The following is a 15,526-nucleotide window of genomic DNA, read 5'->3' on the forward strand; positions in this document are numbered from 1 at the left end:
CGACATGTACGCTGGTGTTGCCATGGGGTGCTCTCCTTGCGGAATAATTTAAGGTGCCCGGGAGGCGAAATCGCCCGGTGGGTGGCTGACTGTTATCAAGGAGCGTGCCAACAAATGCGCCGCCCTTGCGGGCCGGGGTGATGGCGGTTTTTTACGGGCGGAGTGGCGAAAAAAACGGAGGGATCAAGGCGAAAGTGCGCAAGAAGTTGCGCAGTACTGCGCAACTTCTTGCGCACTTGGCTGCAGACCTTGTGCGACGTGGCTTTCAGCGGTTTTATCAGGCTTTTTTACAAAACAAGTGCGCAACTTCTTGCGCACGGTGGCTACGCGCCATCATTTGGGTCGAGGCGGCTGATTAAAACTTTTAGATCAAAAGATCGCAGCCTTCGGCAGCTCCTACATTTGGAATGTATTTTTCCTGTAGGAGCTGCCGCAGGCTGCGATCTTTTGATTTTTTAACGCGCAAATTGGGTCAGACACTCATCAATCGAACGCTGCTGCGTCGCTGCATACAACCCCAACTCATCAATGGTCGTTCGCCCCAACGCCCGCTCGAAGGCCTGCCGATTGGAGTGCTCGCCATAATGCGTCTGCGCAGCATCGCCGAGGTTCGACTGAAAAATCCCCGCCGCGCTGACCGGCAGGAAATCTTCGTACACCAGTGGCTCCGCTTTCACATGGCCATCGCGGAGCAAATCCTCCAGCGAGGTCTGCGCGAGACTACCTGTCGCGAGTCCTTTTTCCGTAGCGAAATAGCGAAAATACGCCAGCCCTTGCTCACGCATGCCTTCGACGCTGTCAGGGAACTCGCCAAAGTGCCGGGTCATCAGCGCGTTGTAGCGTGCGGCGTTGCCCTCGTTAGGGAAGTCTCCCAGCTCATCTCGCGCGGCATTCAGCAAACGGTCATACAGCGCACGGCCCTTGGGCGTCAGCGCCGCGCCGCGTTGTTCGATTTCGCCGAAGCGCGCGCTGTGGCTGCCACGGGATTTGTTCTGGTCGGTGAAGGCGACGGGCTCGTCCAGCGCCTTGAAGCTGGTCTGGCGCAACAGGATCGGACACTGCCGGCGCGGCGGGCCTTCGATGACTGCTTTCGGCGTAATGCCATGGGCCGGCATCTGTGCTTGAACGATGTCGATGTCGAGGGTGCGCGGTGTCAGGTGATTGATGTGCGGGCCTTTGAAGGCGACCACGTCGGCGATCAAGCGGTGCTGGGCGCTCAGCGTCTGGTACTGCGCAGCGGTGACCGTTGCGCTGTGATGCCAGCGAAAGGTCTCCAGTGCCTGTAGGACAAACTCCTCAGACTCGTCAGTGTTCAAGCCTCCGACCGTTTCGGCGCGTTCGATCAGTTGCAGGGCGGCAGGGGTGAAGATCGTTCGCTTGGCCAACACCGATTCGGCAAAGGCGCGCAGTTCGGGGTCTTCAATCAATTCAAGACGCAGCAACGAGGTAAACACTCGAAACGGGCTGATCTGCAGCGCGTCCTCATGTACCGCGCGAAATGCCGTGGAATGCACCGGCACACCCGCTGGCGTCAGGTCGTAGTAACCCACCGGTTGCATGCCCATCACTGCAAACAGGCGGGCGAGGGTGGCCAATTCGCTGGCGGTGCCGACGCGAATCGCCCCATGGCGTTCCATGCCCAGCCGTTCGATTTCCCCGGTGCTGTGCAGTTGTGCGGCGATCGGCGGATCGCGTTCGAGCACGTCGCGGTTGGTCTGCTCGACCAGTTCCAGCAGTGCGCCGTACAGCGGCACTTCTTCGCGGTACATGTCGGACATCGCTTTGGAGAAGCGCTGGCGGATCAGATCGGGGCTGACGAAAGGCTGCACGGTCATGAAAAAAATTCCTGCCACGGTCACGTAAAGGATGCTGGAAAAGATCGCAGCCTTCGCCGACGTCGGCAAACGAAGAATCCTACGAACTTCATTCTGCCAATGACTGATCCCGCATTCTGTCAGTGTGCCTGTTGCCCGAGAAACTGCCGATACAAGCGCGCAGTGCTTGCCGGATGTTCGACCATCGGCATGTGGCCCACGCCTTCCCAGACTTCCACCTGCAGATTGGCGATGCCTTTGCTCCAGATCGGCACGCTGCTGACGTCGATCAACCGGTCCTTGCGCCCCCAAAGCAAGAGCGCCGGGCATTTGATGTCGACCAGTTTCGGCTCCATCGGCGGGCTGGCGCGAAAATCGCGGAAGATCTCCTCGAGATCATCGCGTTGTTGTTCGTAGCGCTGCGCGATCGCGTCCAGCACCAGGCCGGGCACCCACGGCGGCGACGACATGGTCATCGCATAAAAACGCCGGAATTCCTCACGGGAGTTGATCAGGAAGGGGTTATGTCCGCGTGCCAGATGGCGTTCCATGTCGCTGGCTTCGGGTGCCGTAACTCCGGCCGGGTCGATCAATGCCACCGAGGCAATTCGCTCCGGGTAGGTCGCTGCCAGCCACGCGGCGATGTAGCCGCCCATCGAATTGCCGATGACATGCACCTTCTCCACGCCGCAGACGTCGAGGAGTTGAATCATGCGCTTGGCCTGCAACGGAATGTCGTAGCCGCCGCCAGCCTTGAAGCCGGTTTCACCGTGGCCGGCGAGGTCCGGGATGATCACCCGATACTGGCGCACAAAGTGCCGGGAAAAGCGCAGCCACAGGTTCTTGTCGGCGCTGTAGCCATGCAGCATCAGAATCGCGCTGGCTGCTTCGTACGGCCCTCCTTGCCAGGTCGAGACGGTCATCTCGGCGATCGGCACTTCGATCTTGTGCAATTTGTACAACTTGGCCTCGATGGCCATGTTCAGGTCGTACAGCCAATGACCGACCGCCGGATAACTCAACCAGCTCCAGGCCACGAAAACCGCGAGGGCGACAAACAGCAAAAGCATCGACGTCTTCCTTTTACGTGTTCAGGACAGAATGTGGTCGGCCGGTTTCAGCGCTCGGGTCAAGCGGTGATAGCTGAAACTGAAGCCGGGAAACATCGCGATCACATGACCGCTCTTGCTTTGATACCAACTGTGGCAACCGCCGGACTTCCATACCGTGCGCTCCATCTCCCGATGAATCATCTCAGTGTAGGTACGTTCCGCATCACGGCGCACTTCGATGCTGCGCAAACCCTTCGCCTGCACGGTGCGAATGCAGTCGAGGATGTAGTTCATCTGCGACTCGATGATGAACAGCGCCGAGGTGTGGCCGATGCCGGTGTTGGGCCCGGTGACGATAAACAGGTTGGGGAAGTCCGGCAGGCTGGTGCCGAGATATGCGCGCGGGTATTGCGCCCAGACCTCTCTGAGTTGCACGGCGTTTTTTCCGCTGACCGGGTAGGAAATCACCCCGTCGGTGGCGTCGTAACCGGTCGACCAGACGATCAGATCAACATCGATGTGCTGACCGTCCTCGGTGTTGATTCCGGTTTCGTCAATGGAAGCGATGCCTTGCTCGCGGGTATGCAATGTGACGTTGGCGCGACTCAGCGCCGGGTAATAGGTGCTGGAAACCAGCACCCGTTTGCAGCCAATGGTGAAGTCCGGGGTGAGTTTTTCTTGCAGCACCGGGTCCGGCACCTGGCGTTTTAGAAAGCGCAGGGCGTGCTGCTGGACCATGTGAATCGCCGCTTTCGAGTATTTGAACGCGATGACCCGGGTTTCGAATTGCCAGTAAATCAGCCAGCGCAACAGTTTGTAGGCGGGTTTCAGGCCGAGCAGCCAGCGTTGCAGCGGCCCGAACTGACGATCGGCGCGGGGCAGCACCCAGTGTGGCGTGCGCTGAAACACGTGTAGGTGATCGACTTGCGGCGCAATCGCCGGAATCACCTGCACGGCACTGGCGCCGCTGCCGACAATCGCCACACGTTTACCGCGGTAGTCGTAGCTGTGATCCCAATTGTTTGTATGAAAAGTCTTGCCTTGAAAGCGATCCTGGCCGGGAAAGTGCGGGATGACCGGTTGGCTCAATGGCCCAGTGGCATTGATCAGGAACTGCGCATAAAAGGTGCCTTTGCTGGCGGTGTGCACGTTCCAGCGTTTTTCCGTGTCGTCCCATTCGATACGCTCGACATTGGCTTGCAGCTCCACACGTTCGCGCAGCCCGAATTGCTCGATGACATGCTCGGTATAGCGGTGCAGTTCGGCCTGCCCGGCGAACATCTGCGACCAGCGGTACGGCGCGAACGACAGCGAATACAGCGGCGACGGCACGTCCACCGCCGCGCCGGGGTAGGTGTTCTGGCACCAGGTGCCGCCAAAAAAGTCCCGCCGCTCCAGAAGGCGAAAATCGTCGATCCCGGCCTTGAGCAGGTTGACCGCAGCACATTGACCGCCAAAACCGCTGCCGATGATCAACACGTGATAGGTGTGCATGGGCCTCCTTCTTATAGTTGTTTTTCCATTTTGCTCCTTTCATGTATAGCCAAATATTTGCACTGCGTGCGGCCCTGATGTCGCTCTATTCAGCCCGCTGGCCGGTGATGGCTATTTAACGTCGCCCTGTTAGACTTCCAGCACATCCGTCCTGCGGTGTGCGTGATCGAGGTCCTTATGGGAAATACCGGAGGAAAGGGACTTTCATTGGCCAGGAGGCTTTATACATCGCGCATCCTCGGGTTGATTCTCGGGCTCGTGTGCGTGAGCGTGGCGATGTACTCGCTCGATCCGCCGCTGTGGGTCTGGGCGCTGATGTTCTTCAACGGCCTGGTCTGGCCGCATCTGGCGTTTCAATGGGCACGCCGCGCCCGGGTTCCTTACCACGCTGAACACCGCAATCTGTTGATCGATGCCTTTTTCGGCGGCTTTTGGCTTGCCGCCATGCATTTCAATCCGCTGCCCACTGCCACGACCATTTCAATGATGGCGATGAACAACGTCGCAATCGGTGGTTCACGCTTTCTATTGGCAGGCTCTGCGGCGCAGTTGCTCGGGGTCGGCGTCGGGCTGGTGGTGTTTGCTCCGGCATTCATTCCGCAAACCACGCCTGCACAAATGTACGCCTGTTTCCCGTTACTGCTGCTGTACCCGTTGGCGCTGGGCTGGATCTGCTTTCGCCAGGCCTACACCCTCGGTCGGCATAAACGCGAATTGCTTGCCCTGAGCCGCACTGACAGCCTGACCGGGTTGCTCAATCACGGCGCCTGGAAGGATCAACTGGAGATCGCTTTTCAGCGTTGCAAGCGGCAGAAGCAGGGCGCAGCGATTGCGTTGATCGACATCGATCACTTCAAGGCGATCAACGACACCTACGGCCATGTTGCCGGCGACATCGTGTTGCGCCAGTTGAGCAAGTTGCTCAAGCAGAACCTGCGGGCCACCGATGTGGCGGGGCGCTACGGTGGTGATGAGTTCTGTGTGATTTTGCCGGATCTGCCACTGTTCAACGCCGCGCAGGCCATGGAGGCATTGCGCGAGCGTTTCGCGATTCTGGGTTATGAGCAGAATCCGGCGTTGAAGGTCAGTTTGAGTATTGGCCTGGCGGCGTACGATCCGGCGCATGCCGACGCGACACGCTGGCTCAATGATGCCGATCAGGCGTTGTACGAGGCCAAGGCGAGCGGGCGCAACCGGGTGATCTGCAATTGCGATGGCAAGCCCCGGCGGACGTTGTTGGATTCGGTTTGAGCCCTGACCAAAATCCCCTGTAGGAGTGAGCCTGCTCGCGATAGCATTGTGTCAGTCACCATCAATGTCACTGACAGAGTGCTATCGCGAGCAGGCTCACTCCTACAAATTTGTTCGGTGTCGATCTGGAGGAGGTCGCATTCGGTGTAGAGCCGCGCGCCGATGTCGGGTACGGTTAAATCCCCCCGACGCGAAACAAGGATCGCTTCATGACGTGCTCATTTTCTCGCTCCCTGCTGGCCGCCAGCCTCGGCCTGTCTCTCGCTTTCTCCGCTGCTCATGCCCTCGCCGAACCGCACAAACAAGTGCTCGCCGATGCCGAACAATACCAGCCAGAAGCCCTGAAGCTGCTGGAACGGCTGGTCAATATCGACTCCGGTTCTGGCTATGAGCCCGGCCTCAAGCAAGTCAGCGACATTGCTATCGATGAGTTGAAAAAACTCGGCGCCACCATCGAACTGGTGCCCAACACGCCGGAAAAATCCAACCATGTACTCGCGACGTTCAAAGGCACCGGCAAGGCGAAAATCCTGCTGATGGCGCACATGGACACGGTGTTCAAGGAAGGTTCGGCGGCCGAGCGGCCGTTTCACATCAAGGATGGTCGTGCTTACGGGCCGGGGGTGATGGATGACAAGGGCGGCATCGTCGCCGGGATCTATGCGCTGAAAGTCCTGAAAAACCTCGACTTCAAGGACTACGCGCAAATCACCTTCCTGCTCGACGCCAGTGAAGAAACCGGCTCGGACGTCGCCACCGACCTGATCAAGGAAACCGCCAAACAGCACGACGTGACGCTCAATCTGGAGCCGGGGCGCCCGGCCGATGGTTTGGTGGTGTGGCGCAAGGGCAGCGCGACGGCGCTGGTCGAGGTCAAGGGTAAAGCCGCACACGCGGGCGTTGCGCCGGAGTTGGGGCGCAACGCCGCGATGGAGGCGGCGCATCAGATTCTGCAACTGGGCAAACTCGGCGACGAGGCGAAAAAAACCACGATCAATTTCACCGTGCTCAAGGCCGGCGACCGCACCAATGTGATTCCCGATCAAGCCACGGCCAAGGCTGACGTGCGCGCGGCGGTGCCGGAGGAGTTTGACCGGATCGAGAAGGATCTGGCGCGGGTCTCGCAGGACAAATTGATTGCTGAGACGGAAGTGAAGACTTCGTTGCAGCGCGGCTTGCCGCCGATGCCGCAGACGCCCGAGTCGGATCGCCTGATGGCCATGGCTCAGGGGATCTACGGCGAGATTGGCCGCAAGTTGACCGAGGAGGGCAGTGGGGGCGCGGCGGATGCGAGTTTGTCCGCCGGGGTTGGCACGCCGACGCTGGATGGCTTCGGGATTGTGGGCGGCAATATTCATACGCCGGAGGAATACGCTGAAGTGGCGAGCGTGGCACCGCGGATTTATTTGTTGTCGCGGATGATTATGGAGTTGGCCAAGCCGATGTGAGTGGGTTTGTGGTGTGACTGATGCGGGAGGGGTGTCAGGTGCATTTGCCCTCACCCTAACCCTCTCCCAGAGGGAGAGGGGACTGACCGCGTTGTTTGTGGTCCATGTGGCAACCGGCAGATCAAGTTGAATTCAAACTTGCATTCAACGCGATCTCTCACGTCGGCGTAGATCCCGAGCATCCCCCAATCGGTTCCCTCTCCCTCCGGGAGAGGGCTAGGGTGAGGGGCTTTTGTGGGAAAAGTGGAAGTCGCGGACGGCGTACAACTTTCCAAGACGTTTCCTACAACGTACCCTGTTGCCGCATTTCGGTATCGACCCCTATAGTTCGGGCTCGCGGAAAAACACCGCGAACGACCTTGGCCGGTCGATACAGAGACGTACAGTCTGCCCAACATATTCAGTCGATGTTTGTCTGTGATGTTGTGTTATGGCGGCTGTGCGTGGGACACCTTCGGGTGTGCCGGTTCCTGTATCCGGTCGGCCAACCCGCGTACGGCTGCCACCTTCCTCGTTTGGCCGCGACTGGTGGTAGCTCTCTCATTACAGGAGTTATACCAATGTGTGATCAAGTAATGCCCCGCTTCCTCCCCATCGACACCTACGACGCCGAATCCCCGGTGCTCTTCCTCAATACCCACTCAGAACTCAGCGACATGGCCGCCTGTGCGATGCACCGGTTTGTGGTCGTGCGCGATCTGGCCGACACCTTCGCCAGTCTCAACCTCAAGGGCATTTCCGATTGTGATCTGACGCGGGTGACCAGCGCGGTGCATCTGTTGATGCGCGAGGGCTGTGCGATTCTGAATGTGATTCAGGCGCGGGCGGTGCAGCGGGAAGAGGCTTACAAGACGCCGGTTTAGCGGTGTAGCGGCTGTTGCTATCGCGAGCAGGCTCACTCCTACAGTAGATCTTCAGTGCACACAGTATTTGTGTTCAGCACTGATCAATTGTAGGAGTGAGCCTGCTCGCGATGGCGTCAGCCCGGCCAATCCATCACTCCTTGACGCTCATGTATTCCTTGGCCCAGAGAATGTATTCCTCCGGTTGGGTATAGGTGTGCGTCAACTCGGTCGCGCTCAGGTCCGAAGCCTGGGTAAAAATCTGCCGCTGTTCGCGCAGGCTATCGTACGTCGCTTTGATCGCCGCAAAATAAGCGCCATGGCCATCAATGGTCACGCGTACACCGAGTTCGGCCAGACGTTTGTCATCGCGCAACGCCGGGTTGCCGTAGGTCACCAGCATCAACGGTACGGTCAGGTGTTCGGCGATTTGTTCCAACTGATCAAAATCCTGAATCCCGACCATGCAGATGCCGTCAGCCCCGGCCGCCTGATACTGGCGAGTGCGGCTGATGATTTCCTGGTTCGGCAGAATGCCGGCGTTGGTCCGGGCAATGATCGCCATTTCCGTATCGACCCGGGCTTCCAGCGCTGCGCGGATCTTGCCGACACCTTCGGCGACGGTGATCAGGTCGGTGGATTTGCGCCCGAACTGGGCAGGCAGCAAGGTGTCTTCGATGGTCAGGGCGGCGACGCCGGCGCGTTCCAGTTCGACGATGGTACGCATCACATTGAGGGCGTTGCCGTAACCGTGGTCGGCGTCGGCGATCACCGGCAGTTGGGCGACGCGGCCGATGCGGGTGGCCTGTTCGGCGAACTCGCTCAGGGTGATCAAGGCAAAGTCCGGTGCGCCCAGCACCTGCAACGAAGCGACGGAACCGCCCAGAATTCCCACTTCAAAACCCAGGTCAGCGGCAATGCGGGCGGACATCGGGTCGAACACCGAAGCGGTGTGATAGCAGGTGTCGGAGGCCAGCAGCTGACGGAAACTACGGCGCAAATCTTGATGAGAAAGCCTGGTCATACGAGTTCCACCAATACAAAGGAATGGAAAGGCTTGAGCAAATGTGTCAACGCCGAAGAATGAAAAGGCTATCACGCGAATGGGTCAAGGATCATGACGAATTTGCAAGGCTGACGTTTGCCGATGAGCGCTTTGCTGAAAGGATTAATCTGATCGGGCGAAATTTGGCCGTATGGAGGGGGCAGGTAACAGCTTGACTGCATGGATTGAGGGGGGGGGGCGGGACGGGCCGCCACCGCCTGTCGCTGTTGGTTGGGGAGCATCACCGCGCGCCCCGAATTGCCCGGCTGGAGGTGCCGACGTTGGGCTGTCATGCGGGCGATCGCCAGGCTGCGGCCGGCTCGACGGGCGCGGGCGACGGTGATGCGGCAGTTTTCCAGGCGACGGTTGTGAAGCAGCCACAGCGGCGCCAGGTCGTCCGGGGTGCCGAGGCTCAGGGTCAGTTCGAGGCTGTCACGCACGGTACGGATGTTGCGCAGCGGCGCTTCAATGACCGGGCCGCCATCAAAAATGTCGATATAACCTTTGTGGGCAAAGCCTTCGGCCTGAAGGATTTTCAGTGCCGGCTCGGTATTCGGATGCGCCTGCCCGATGGCGGCCTGTGCCTGTGCGGTGAGCAGGCAGGTGTAGAGGGGCTGACGCGGCATCAATTCGGCGATGAACGCCTTGTTGCCCAGCCCTGACAGATGATCGGCGTGGCTGAAGTCCATCTGGAAAAAGTGCCGGCCGAGGCTGTCCCAAAATGGCGAACAACCTTTTTCATCGGCACTGCCACGCAGTTCGGCGATCATCTTCTCGCCAAACAGGTACGGGAACTCGGCGGCGAACAGCAAGCGCCCGAGTGACAGCAGACGGCCGTTGCTGCCGGTGCGTTGATCGTGGCGCAAGAACAATGAGCACAGTTCCGATTGCCCGGTCAGTTCGTTATTGAGGAACAACGTCGGGATCTGCCGTTGAATACCCAGATCCGGCGCCGAACTCACCGTCAGTCCGACCCGATAGTTGTACCAGGGTTCGCGCAAGCCAACCGCGCCGGCCAACGCGCTGACGCCAACCACGCGCGTATCGTCGTCTTCGAGGACGAACAGATAATCGGCATCGGCGCGCTCCACTTGCTCGGCGAACGCTCGTTGCGCCCAGCGCACGCGGTGGGCCAGGCGATCTTCGTTGGCCGGCAGGGTGGTGAATCCCGGGCCGGCTTGTTGAACCAGTGTCATCAATGCAGGCAGGTCGCTGACGTTGACCGGGCGAACAATCATGCTGTAACTCCTTCTGCGCGCCTGTTCGGGCACGCTCGTTGGCTGCGGAACCGGGCGCGGTTCAAAGGGCAATCAGCCGTATCTGGCTGCCATCGGTTACGTTCAGCGCCGCACACATTGCAGGAGTGAGGGACAGCGGTTGATCGGGTTGGTAATCCAGTTCGGCAACGATGGCCCGGTAGCCACGCCACGCGTCGTTGCTCAACAGATAGCGGCCACGCGCATCGATTTCTGGCAACTGCTGCACCGGGGCCGTCTGGCTGCGGGCAATCGAACGGATATTCGCGGTGCGCGCATACAGGGTCGGGCCAGCATCGAACAGGTCGATGTAGCTGTTGGTTTCAAAACCTTCGCGCTCAAGGATGTCGAACGCCTCTTGCCCATCCGGGTGAATGCGCCCGATACACTCCTGCGCCGCCTGCGGCAGCATTGGTACGTAAATCGGGTATTGCGGCATCAGTTCGGCGAGGAATGAGCGGCTCTGCAACCCGCACAGGCGCTCGGCCTCAACGTACGGCAGGTCGAAGAAGTGCTTGCCCAGCGCATCCCAGAAAGGTGAATGGCCGTGTTCATCGCTGTACCCGACGATTTCGGTAATCACCGCTTCGGCAAAACAGGGCGCATGGGCGGCAATGAACAACAGGCGCGCCCGCGAAAGCAATTCCGAGAACGGCGTGCGGACCAGCGCTTTGTCGATGTGAAAACCGCGCAGCAGCGTATGGTCGTTGAGGTCATGGCACAGCGACAATGCCGGCACACCGTGTTCGATGTTCAGCTCGCGCGAGGCACTGGTGAAATGGCGATTGCGCAGGCTGTAGAACGGCTCTTTAAAACCTGCCTTGGCAAGAATTTCCGAGCAACCGACCAGACGCTGCGTGTTGCAATCTTGCAGCACGAAAAAATAGTTTTCCGGCCCCTGCGTCCGTGCCGCGCTGTCGAACGAGGCGCAGGACGCGGCGATTTTGTCGCACAGGCGCTCGCTGTCATCCGGCAGCGAGGTCACTCCGACCATGCTGTCGCGGGCCAGTTGTTGCAATTGCGGCAGGTCGGTTGGCTCGACTGGGCGTAAGACCAGCATGGATGCACTCCTGTATCAAAGGGTTCGGCGAATTCACGAACCTGACTATCACTGTCGGTTTCCACGCGTTAAATCGGCGGTCGCCTGATTTGTTGTCAGACGCCGCTCTTTTTCTTGTCAGCCATTGCTCGGGTCAGGCAACGCGGTACTGGCGCCGAGCTTGTTGAGAAAGAACAGGTACACCAGGCCCAGAACGATCCAGATCAGGCCGAGTTTCTGCGCATCGACGCCCATGTTGTACATGATGGCCGCAACGATGATGAAGCCAATGACCGGGCAGATCAGGTGACGCACAACCTGACCGGACTTTTGCCGACGCCAGTAGTAGTTGATCACGGTCAGGTGCAGCAGCATGAAACCGCTGAGTGCGCCGAAGTTGACCAGGGACGTCAGGGTGTCGACCGAGTTGATGAACAGGTAGCAGATCACCAGTGACAGCACCGCCACCAGATAAATGCTCAGGTACGGCGTGTTGTGTTTCGGGTGCACCTTGGCCAGCATTTTCGGCAGTTTGCCGTCGCGGGCCATGCCGAACAGCAGACGCGAGACCGCGGCTTGCGAAGTGATCGCCACGGCCACACCCCAGGCGAGTGCAGTCGCGACAGCCGTCAGAGTCGCCAGCCAACTGCCGGCGGCGATTTCGGCGATTTCATAGAACGCAGTGTCAGCGGATTTGAAGCCCATACCGGCTGCCAGATCGCTGGCAATCCAGGTTTGCGCAACGAAAATCACGCCCATGACCACCAGAGTGATCAACGCCGCTTTGCCGACGCTCTTGCCCGGATCACCCTTGATTTCTTCAGCGAGCGTCGAGATCGCATCGAAGCCGAGGAACGACAGCACCGCAATCGACACCGCTTGCATCAGCAGGGCGAAGTTGAACGTTTCCGGGTGATACAGCGGCGCCAGGGTCAGCTCGCCGTTACCCCCGCCGTTGTGCAGGGCGTTCCAGGCATAGAACAGGAAGATCCCCAGTACCACCAGTTGCGCGAGCAGGAAGATGATGTTCATCCGTGCGGTGAAGGTGATGCCGCGCAGGTTGACGAACGTGGCGCTGACCAGGAACGCCAGAATGAAGCCGACCTTCGGAATGTCCGGATACAAATGGTTGAGCGCCATGGCTGCGTACACATAAAGCAACGGCGGAATCAGCAGGTAATCGAGCAGCATCAGCCAGCCGGCGATGAAACCGACGTGTTGATTCAGGCCGCGCTGTGCGTAGGAATACACCGAGCCGGCAATCGGAAAGGCGCGGGCCATGCTGCCGTAGCTCAACGCGGTAAACAGCATTGCCATCATGCCAATGATGTACGCCAGCGGCACCATTCCCGGTGCCTCGGCATTGACGTAGCCATACACACCGAACGGGGCGATGGGGATCATGAAGATCATCCCGTACACCACCAGATCGGTGAGCGTCAGGCTACGTTTCAACTCTTGCTTGTAGCCGAATTCTTCAATTTCCATGAAGCGCAACTCCTTGTCAGCCAATCGGTTGTTTTAGTTGTTATGTCGGTCCATCGTTTACAGCGTCAGCATTCGATACGGCAGTGATTACAGCAATGGCGCAAGGTATCCGGCCCAGAGCGATACCGCTTGCGGGCTACGCAGCAAATCGTTGCGTACCTCGACCAGCACCGAGTCCAGGCCTCGGGCGTCGCCGTGCACCGGTACCGTCATGTCGCCCAGCGGGTCGATCTTGTACGGCTGATTGCCGGCCACTTGCAACGAATGTTCGTCGAGACCGTTGAGCAGCCGTTGCGCGTACGCCTTCGCATGAACGAACAGCACGCCGATCTCCAGTGTTCGCGGCTGGCCGTAATACACCGGGGTGAAACTGTGAATCCCTACTACGCGCACCGCTTGACCTTTGGCGAGGCGTTCGTCGATCAGAGTCTGCAAGCGCGCATGGAACGGCTTGAACAGCGTCTGACGGCGGTACTCGCGAGTGGCTTCATCCAGCTCGCGGTTGCCCGGTATCTGATAGATCTCGCTCTGCGCCGGAATGCTGTCGGGCGCATGCCGTGGGCGGTTCAGGTCGATCAGCAGTCGCGAATAATTGGCGCTCAACAATGTTGCGCCGAGTTTTTCCGCCAACTGTTCGGCCAGTTGCAGCGCGCCGATGTCCCAGGCGATGTGTTCACCAGCGGCGGTATCATCAAGGCCCAGATTGTCGAGGGCTTCGGGGATGTAGCGACTGGCGTGGTCGCACACGAGAATCAACGGATTCGTCGAATCCTCGCGGCTCAGGTGGTAGACCGGTCGGGTGTACAACCCAAGCTCGGCGGATTCAGTACAGGCGTGCATAGTGCTCACACAGGTCAGCGGGCGAGAGCTGTTCCGTCAGCGCCAGTTCCTCGGTTTTAAGGGCGTGATAGGTATCGAGCAACGGCTTGGGCAGGCATTCGTTGAAGGCGCCACTGTTGCGCAGGCAATCCAGTGCCTGGGCCAGCGAGGCGGGCAGGGCGACAATGCCCCGAGCCTTGCGTTGCTCGTCGTTGAGTGAATCGGGAACTTCATCGGTGATGGCGTTAAGAGCCAGGCGCTGTTCGATGCCTAGGCGTCCGGCGATCAGCAGTGCGGCCATGGCCAGATGCGGCGAGGCCGTGGCATCCATGGCGCGGAACTCAAGGTTGAACTGCGTCGCCACCGATTTGCCGCCCAGGGTCACCGTCGGGCAGATGCGCAGCGCCGCCTCACGGTTCTGTTGACCCAGGCACGCGTATGACGCGCTCCAGTGGTGCGGCTGCAAGCGCTCGTACGACACTGGCGTTGGCGCAGTGAACGCGCACAGCGCCGGCAAGTAATGGAGGACCCCGGCAGCCCAGTGCTGGCCGAGGCTCGACAGGCCATTGCTGGTGCCAGCGTCGTAAAGCATCGGCTGCCCGCCCGGATCGAGCAGGCTGACGTGCAAGTGCACGCCGTTGCACACGGCATCGGCGGCGGTCTTCGGCGCGAAACTGAGTTCGAGCCCCATCTGTCGGGCGATCTCGCGGGTGATTTCGCGCACGTTGACCGCACGGTCGGCAGCGGCTACGCCGAGGGTCGGCCGGCAGGTGATTTCGTATTGGTGCTTGCCGTATTCGGGGAGGAACATTTCCGGTTCGACACCGCCGGCGCGCAGAGCGCTGAGCAACCAGCCGCCGAACGCTGCGCCTTGGCGCTGAGCCTGCAGCGAAAACGCCAGGTGCTCGGCAACACCTGCGTGCAGGTTGAATTCGTGTTCGAACGCGGCGTTGACCTGTAAACCCAGTTCGTCGCGATAGCGTTCGACTTCATCGCGCAGCAGCGTGCGTGGACAGGCGCCCCACGGCCGGCCATCGGTTTCACGAATATCACCGTGGATGAAGTCCAGCGCCGGTGCGTCGGCATCCGGACCGTTGGCGACGGTGACGCGGCTGGCCAGATCCGGAATCAGGCGCAGATCGCCATAAGCGCCCCACGGATTGGTCGAGGCAATGATGTCTTGCGGGGTCAACGCGCTGTTGGCCGGCACCCAGCCACAACCGGCCGCCTGATAATGCTCAAGTTCATCGGTGGGAAACGAGCGCCCCCGAGTGATACCGATCAGGTCAGTGGTGACGATGGTGGTCATCGGCACAGCCGCCAGGCGCGAAGTCACGGCTGCATCTCCCGCAAACGGCCGAGCACGGTATTGGTGTCGGTGATCCAGCAATAACCCTTGATCGCATTGAGGCAGGCGTGATGACGTTCGGCGCTGTAAGTGGCACAGGCGTCTTCGACCAGAGTCACCAGATAACCACGATCGGCAGCGTCGCGCACGGCCATGTCGACGCACTGGTCGGTGACGATACCGGCGATGATCAGGTGACGGGTTTGAAGGTTGCGCAGCACGTAGTCGATGGCGGTCGAGTTGAACACGCCGGACGAGGTTTTCGGCAAGACGATTTCGTTGTCGCCCGGGGTCAGTTCGCCGATCACTTGTGCCTGCGGACTGCCCTTGGGCAGGTGCATGTCCGAAAGTTTATGGTCCAGCGAGCGATCGCGACCGTCGGCCGTCAGGCTTTCGATCAGAGTGTGCAGCACATTTTGCCTGGCCTCGCGAAAGGCGCTGAGCAACCGTTGCTGGTTGGGCACCACCTGCGTACGTGCGCGGTTGAGGAAATACTCGGCGTCCGGCTCACTGAGGTGCGGATCGAACTGCGGTTCGAGCCAGGCGCGCTGCATGTCCACCAACAGCAATGCAGTGTGGTCGGTGACAAACGGCAAGTCCCGCGGCGAGCGGTGGGGAAGGCTGAACATC

13 protein-coding genes are annotated in these 15,526 nt (G+C 59.9%); 3 read left to right on the plus strand and 10 right to left on the minus strand.

The features are described 5' to 3' along the window. Nucleotides 1–455: 455 nt before the first annotated feature. The 3 genes from hglS to AK821_RS25140 all read right to left on the minus strand — a co-directional run bounded on the left by hglS (nt 456) and on the right by AK821_RS25140 (nt 4,360). Entirely contained in the window at nt 456–1,835 is a 1,380-nt protein-coding gene (hglS, locus tag AK821_RS25130) for a 2-oxoadipate dioxygenase/decarboxylase HglS (RefSeq protein WP_064392529.1), read from the minus strand. Nucleotides 1,836–1,954: 119 nt separating this feature from the next. After that, complete coding sequence (locus AK821_RS25135; RefSeq protein WP_064392531.1) at nt 1,955–2,884, minus strand: alpha/beta fold hydrolase; 930 nt, start codon at nt 2,882–2,884, stop codon at nt 1,955–1,957. A 21-nt stretch (nt 2,885–2,905) separates the two neighbouring features. After that, the gene (locus tag AK821_RS25140; protein WP_064392533.1) at nt 2,906–4,360 is read right to left on the minus strand and encodes a flavin-containing monooxygenase; all 1,455 of its coding nucleotides are present in this window, start codon (nt 4,358–4,360) and stop codon (nt 2,906–2,908) included. A 177-nt stretch (nt 4,361–4,537) separates the two neighbouring features. On the opposite strand from AK821_RS25140, the gene AK821_RS25145 reads away from it, so the two are divergent. From AK821_RS25145 to AK821_RS25155, 3 genes are all read left to right on the plus strand, one after another. Next, entirely contained in the window at nt 4,538–5,611 is a 1,074-nt protein-coding gene (locus tag AK821_RS25145; protein WP_064392536.1) for a diguanylate cyclase, read from the plus strand. Between the two features lie 209 nt (nt 5,612–5,820). Continuing rightward, nucleotides 5,821–7,059, plus strand: a complete 1,239-nt coding sequence (locus AK821_RS25150; protein ID WP_064392538.1) for a M20/M25/M40 family metallo-hydrolase — start codon at nt 5,821–5,823, stop codon at nt 7,057–7,059. A 560-nt stretch (nt 7,060–7,619) separates the two neighbouring features. Beyond that, the gene (locus AK821_RS25155) at nt 7,620–7,922 is read left to right on the plus strand and encodes a hypothetical protein (protein WP_038369113.1); all 303 of its coding nucleotides are present in this window, start codon (nt 7,620–7,622) and stop codon (nt 7,920–7,922) included. Between the two features lie 133 nt (nt 7,923–8,055). Here AK821_RS25155 and AK821_RS25160 read toward each other — a convergent pair whose 3' ends face one another. The 7 genes from AK821_RS25160 to AK821_RS25190 all read right to left on the minus strand — a co-directional run bounded on the left by AK821_RS25160 (nt 8,056) and on the right by AK821_RS25190 (nt 15,525). Then, nucleotides 8,056–8,925, minus strand: coding sequence for an isocitrate lyase/PEP mutase family protein (locus AK821_RS25160; RefSeq protein ID WP_064392540.1), 870 nt, complete (start codon nt 8,923–8,925; stop codon nt 8,056–8,058). A 71-nt stretch (nt 8,926–8,996) separates the two neighbouring features. After that, nucleotides 8,997–10,184, minus strand: a complete 1,188-nt coding sequence (gene astA, locus AK821_RS25165) for an arginine N-succinyltransferase (RefSeq protein ID WP_236708337.1) — start codon at nt 10,182–10,184, stop codon at nt 8,997–8,999. Between the two features lie 61 nt (nt 10,185–10,245). Continuing rightward, nucleotides 10,246–11,262 (minus strand): arginine N-succinyltransferase, encoded by a 1,017-nt coding sequence (locus AK821_RS25170; protein WP_064392541.1) that lies wholly within the window; start codon nt 11,260–11,262, stop codon nt 10,246–10,248. 117 nt (nt 11,263–11,379) lie between these two features. After that, a complete protein-coding gene (locus tag AK821_RS25175; RefSeq protein WP_064392543.1) occupies nt 11,380–12,729 on the minus strand; it encodes an APC family permease in 1,350 nt (449 codons plus the stop codon). A gap of 87 nt (nt 12,730–12,816) precedes the next feature. Then, nucleotides 12,817–13,569: an N-formylglutamate amidohydrolase gene (locus tag AK821_RS25180; protein ID WP_064392544.1), complete on the minus strand. Its 753-nt coding sequence runs from the start codon at nt 13,567–13,569 to the stop codon at nt 12,817–12,819. Beyond that, nucleotides 13,553–14,884, minus strand: a complete 1,332-nt coding sequence (locus AK821_RS25185; protein ID WP_064392545.1) for a glutamine synthetase — start codon at nt 14,882–14,884, stop codon at nt 13,553–13,555. The genes AK821_RS25180 and AK821_RS25185 overlap by 17 nt, the downstream gene beginning before the upstream one ends. Next, nucleotides 14,881–15,525: an isochorismatase family cysteine hydrolase gene (locus AK821_RS25190; RefSeq protein ID WP_064392547.1), complete on the minus strand. Its 645-nt coding sequence runs from the start codon at nt 15,523–15,525 to the stop codon at nt 14,881–14,883. Before AK821_RS25190 ends, AK821_RS25185 begins: the two co-directional genes overlap by 4 nt. Nucleotide 15,526 lies beyond the last annotated feature (1 nt).

It is taken from the genome of Pseudomonas sp. RIT-PI-r (genome assembly GCF_001297015.1).
Classification (GTDB): Bacteria; Pseudomonadota; Gammaproteobacteria; order Pseudomonadales; family Pseudomonadaceae; genus Aquipseudomonas.

Excerpts from the sequence above, each read along its gene's own strand:
- hglS (WP_064392529.1), bottom strand. The coding sequence starts at position 1,835 with ATGACCGTGCAGCCTTTCGTCAGCCCCGATCTGATCCGCCAGCGCTTC.
- AK821_RS25135 (WP_064392531.1), bottom strand. The coding sequence starts at position 2,884 with ATGCTTTTGCTGTTTGTCGCCCTCGCGGTTTTCGTGGCCTGGAGCTGG.
- AK821_RS25140 (WP_064392533.1), bottom strand. The coding sequence starts at position 4,360 with ATGCACACCTATCACGTGTTGATCATCGGCAGCGGTTTTGGCGGTCAA.
- AK821_RS25145 (WP_064392536.1), top strand. The coding sequence starts at position 4,538 with ATGGGAAATACCGGAGGAAAGGGACTTTCATTGGCCAGGAGGCTTTAT.
- AK821_RS25150 (WP_064392538.1), top strand. The coding sequence starts at position 5,821 with ATGACGTGCTCATTTTCTCGCTCCCTGCTGGCCGCCAGCCTCGGCCTG.
- AK821_RS25155 (WP_038369113.1), top strand. The coding sequence starts at position 7,620 with ATGTGTGATCAAGTAATGCCCCGCTTCCTCCCCATCGACACCTACGAC.
- AK821_RS25160 (WP_064392540.1), bottom strand. The coding sequence starts at position 8,925 with ATGACCAGGCTTTCTCATCAAGATTTGCGCCGTAGTTTCCGTCAGCTG.
- astA (WP_236708337.1), bottom strand. The coding sequence starts at position 10,184 with ATGATTGTTCGCCCGGTCAACGTCAGCGACCTGCCTGCATTGATGACA.
- AK821_RS25170 (WP_064392541.1), bottom strand. The coding sequence starts at position 11,262 with ATGCTGGTCTTACGCCCAGTCGAGCCAACCGACCTGCCGCAATTGCAA.
- AK821_RS25175 (WP_064392543.1), bottom strand. The coding sequence starts at position 12,729 with ATGGAAATTGAAGAATTCGGCTACAAGCAAGAGTTGAAACGTAGCCTG.
- AK821_RS25180 (WP_064392544.1), bottom strand. The coding sequence starts at position 13,569 with ATGCACGCCTGTACTGAATCCGCCGAGCTTGGGTTGTACACCCGACCG.
- AK821_RS25190 (WP_064392547.1), bottom strand. The coding sequence starts at position 15,525 with ATGTTCAGCCTTCCCCACCGCTCGCCGCGGGACTTGCCGTTTGTCACC.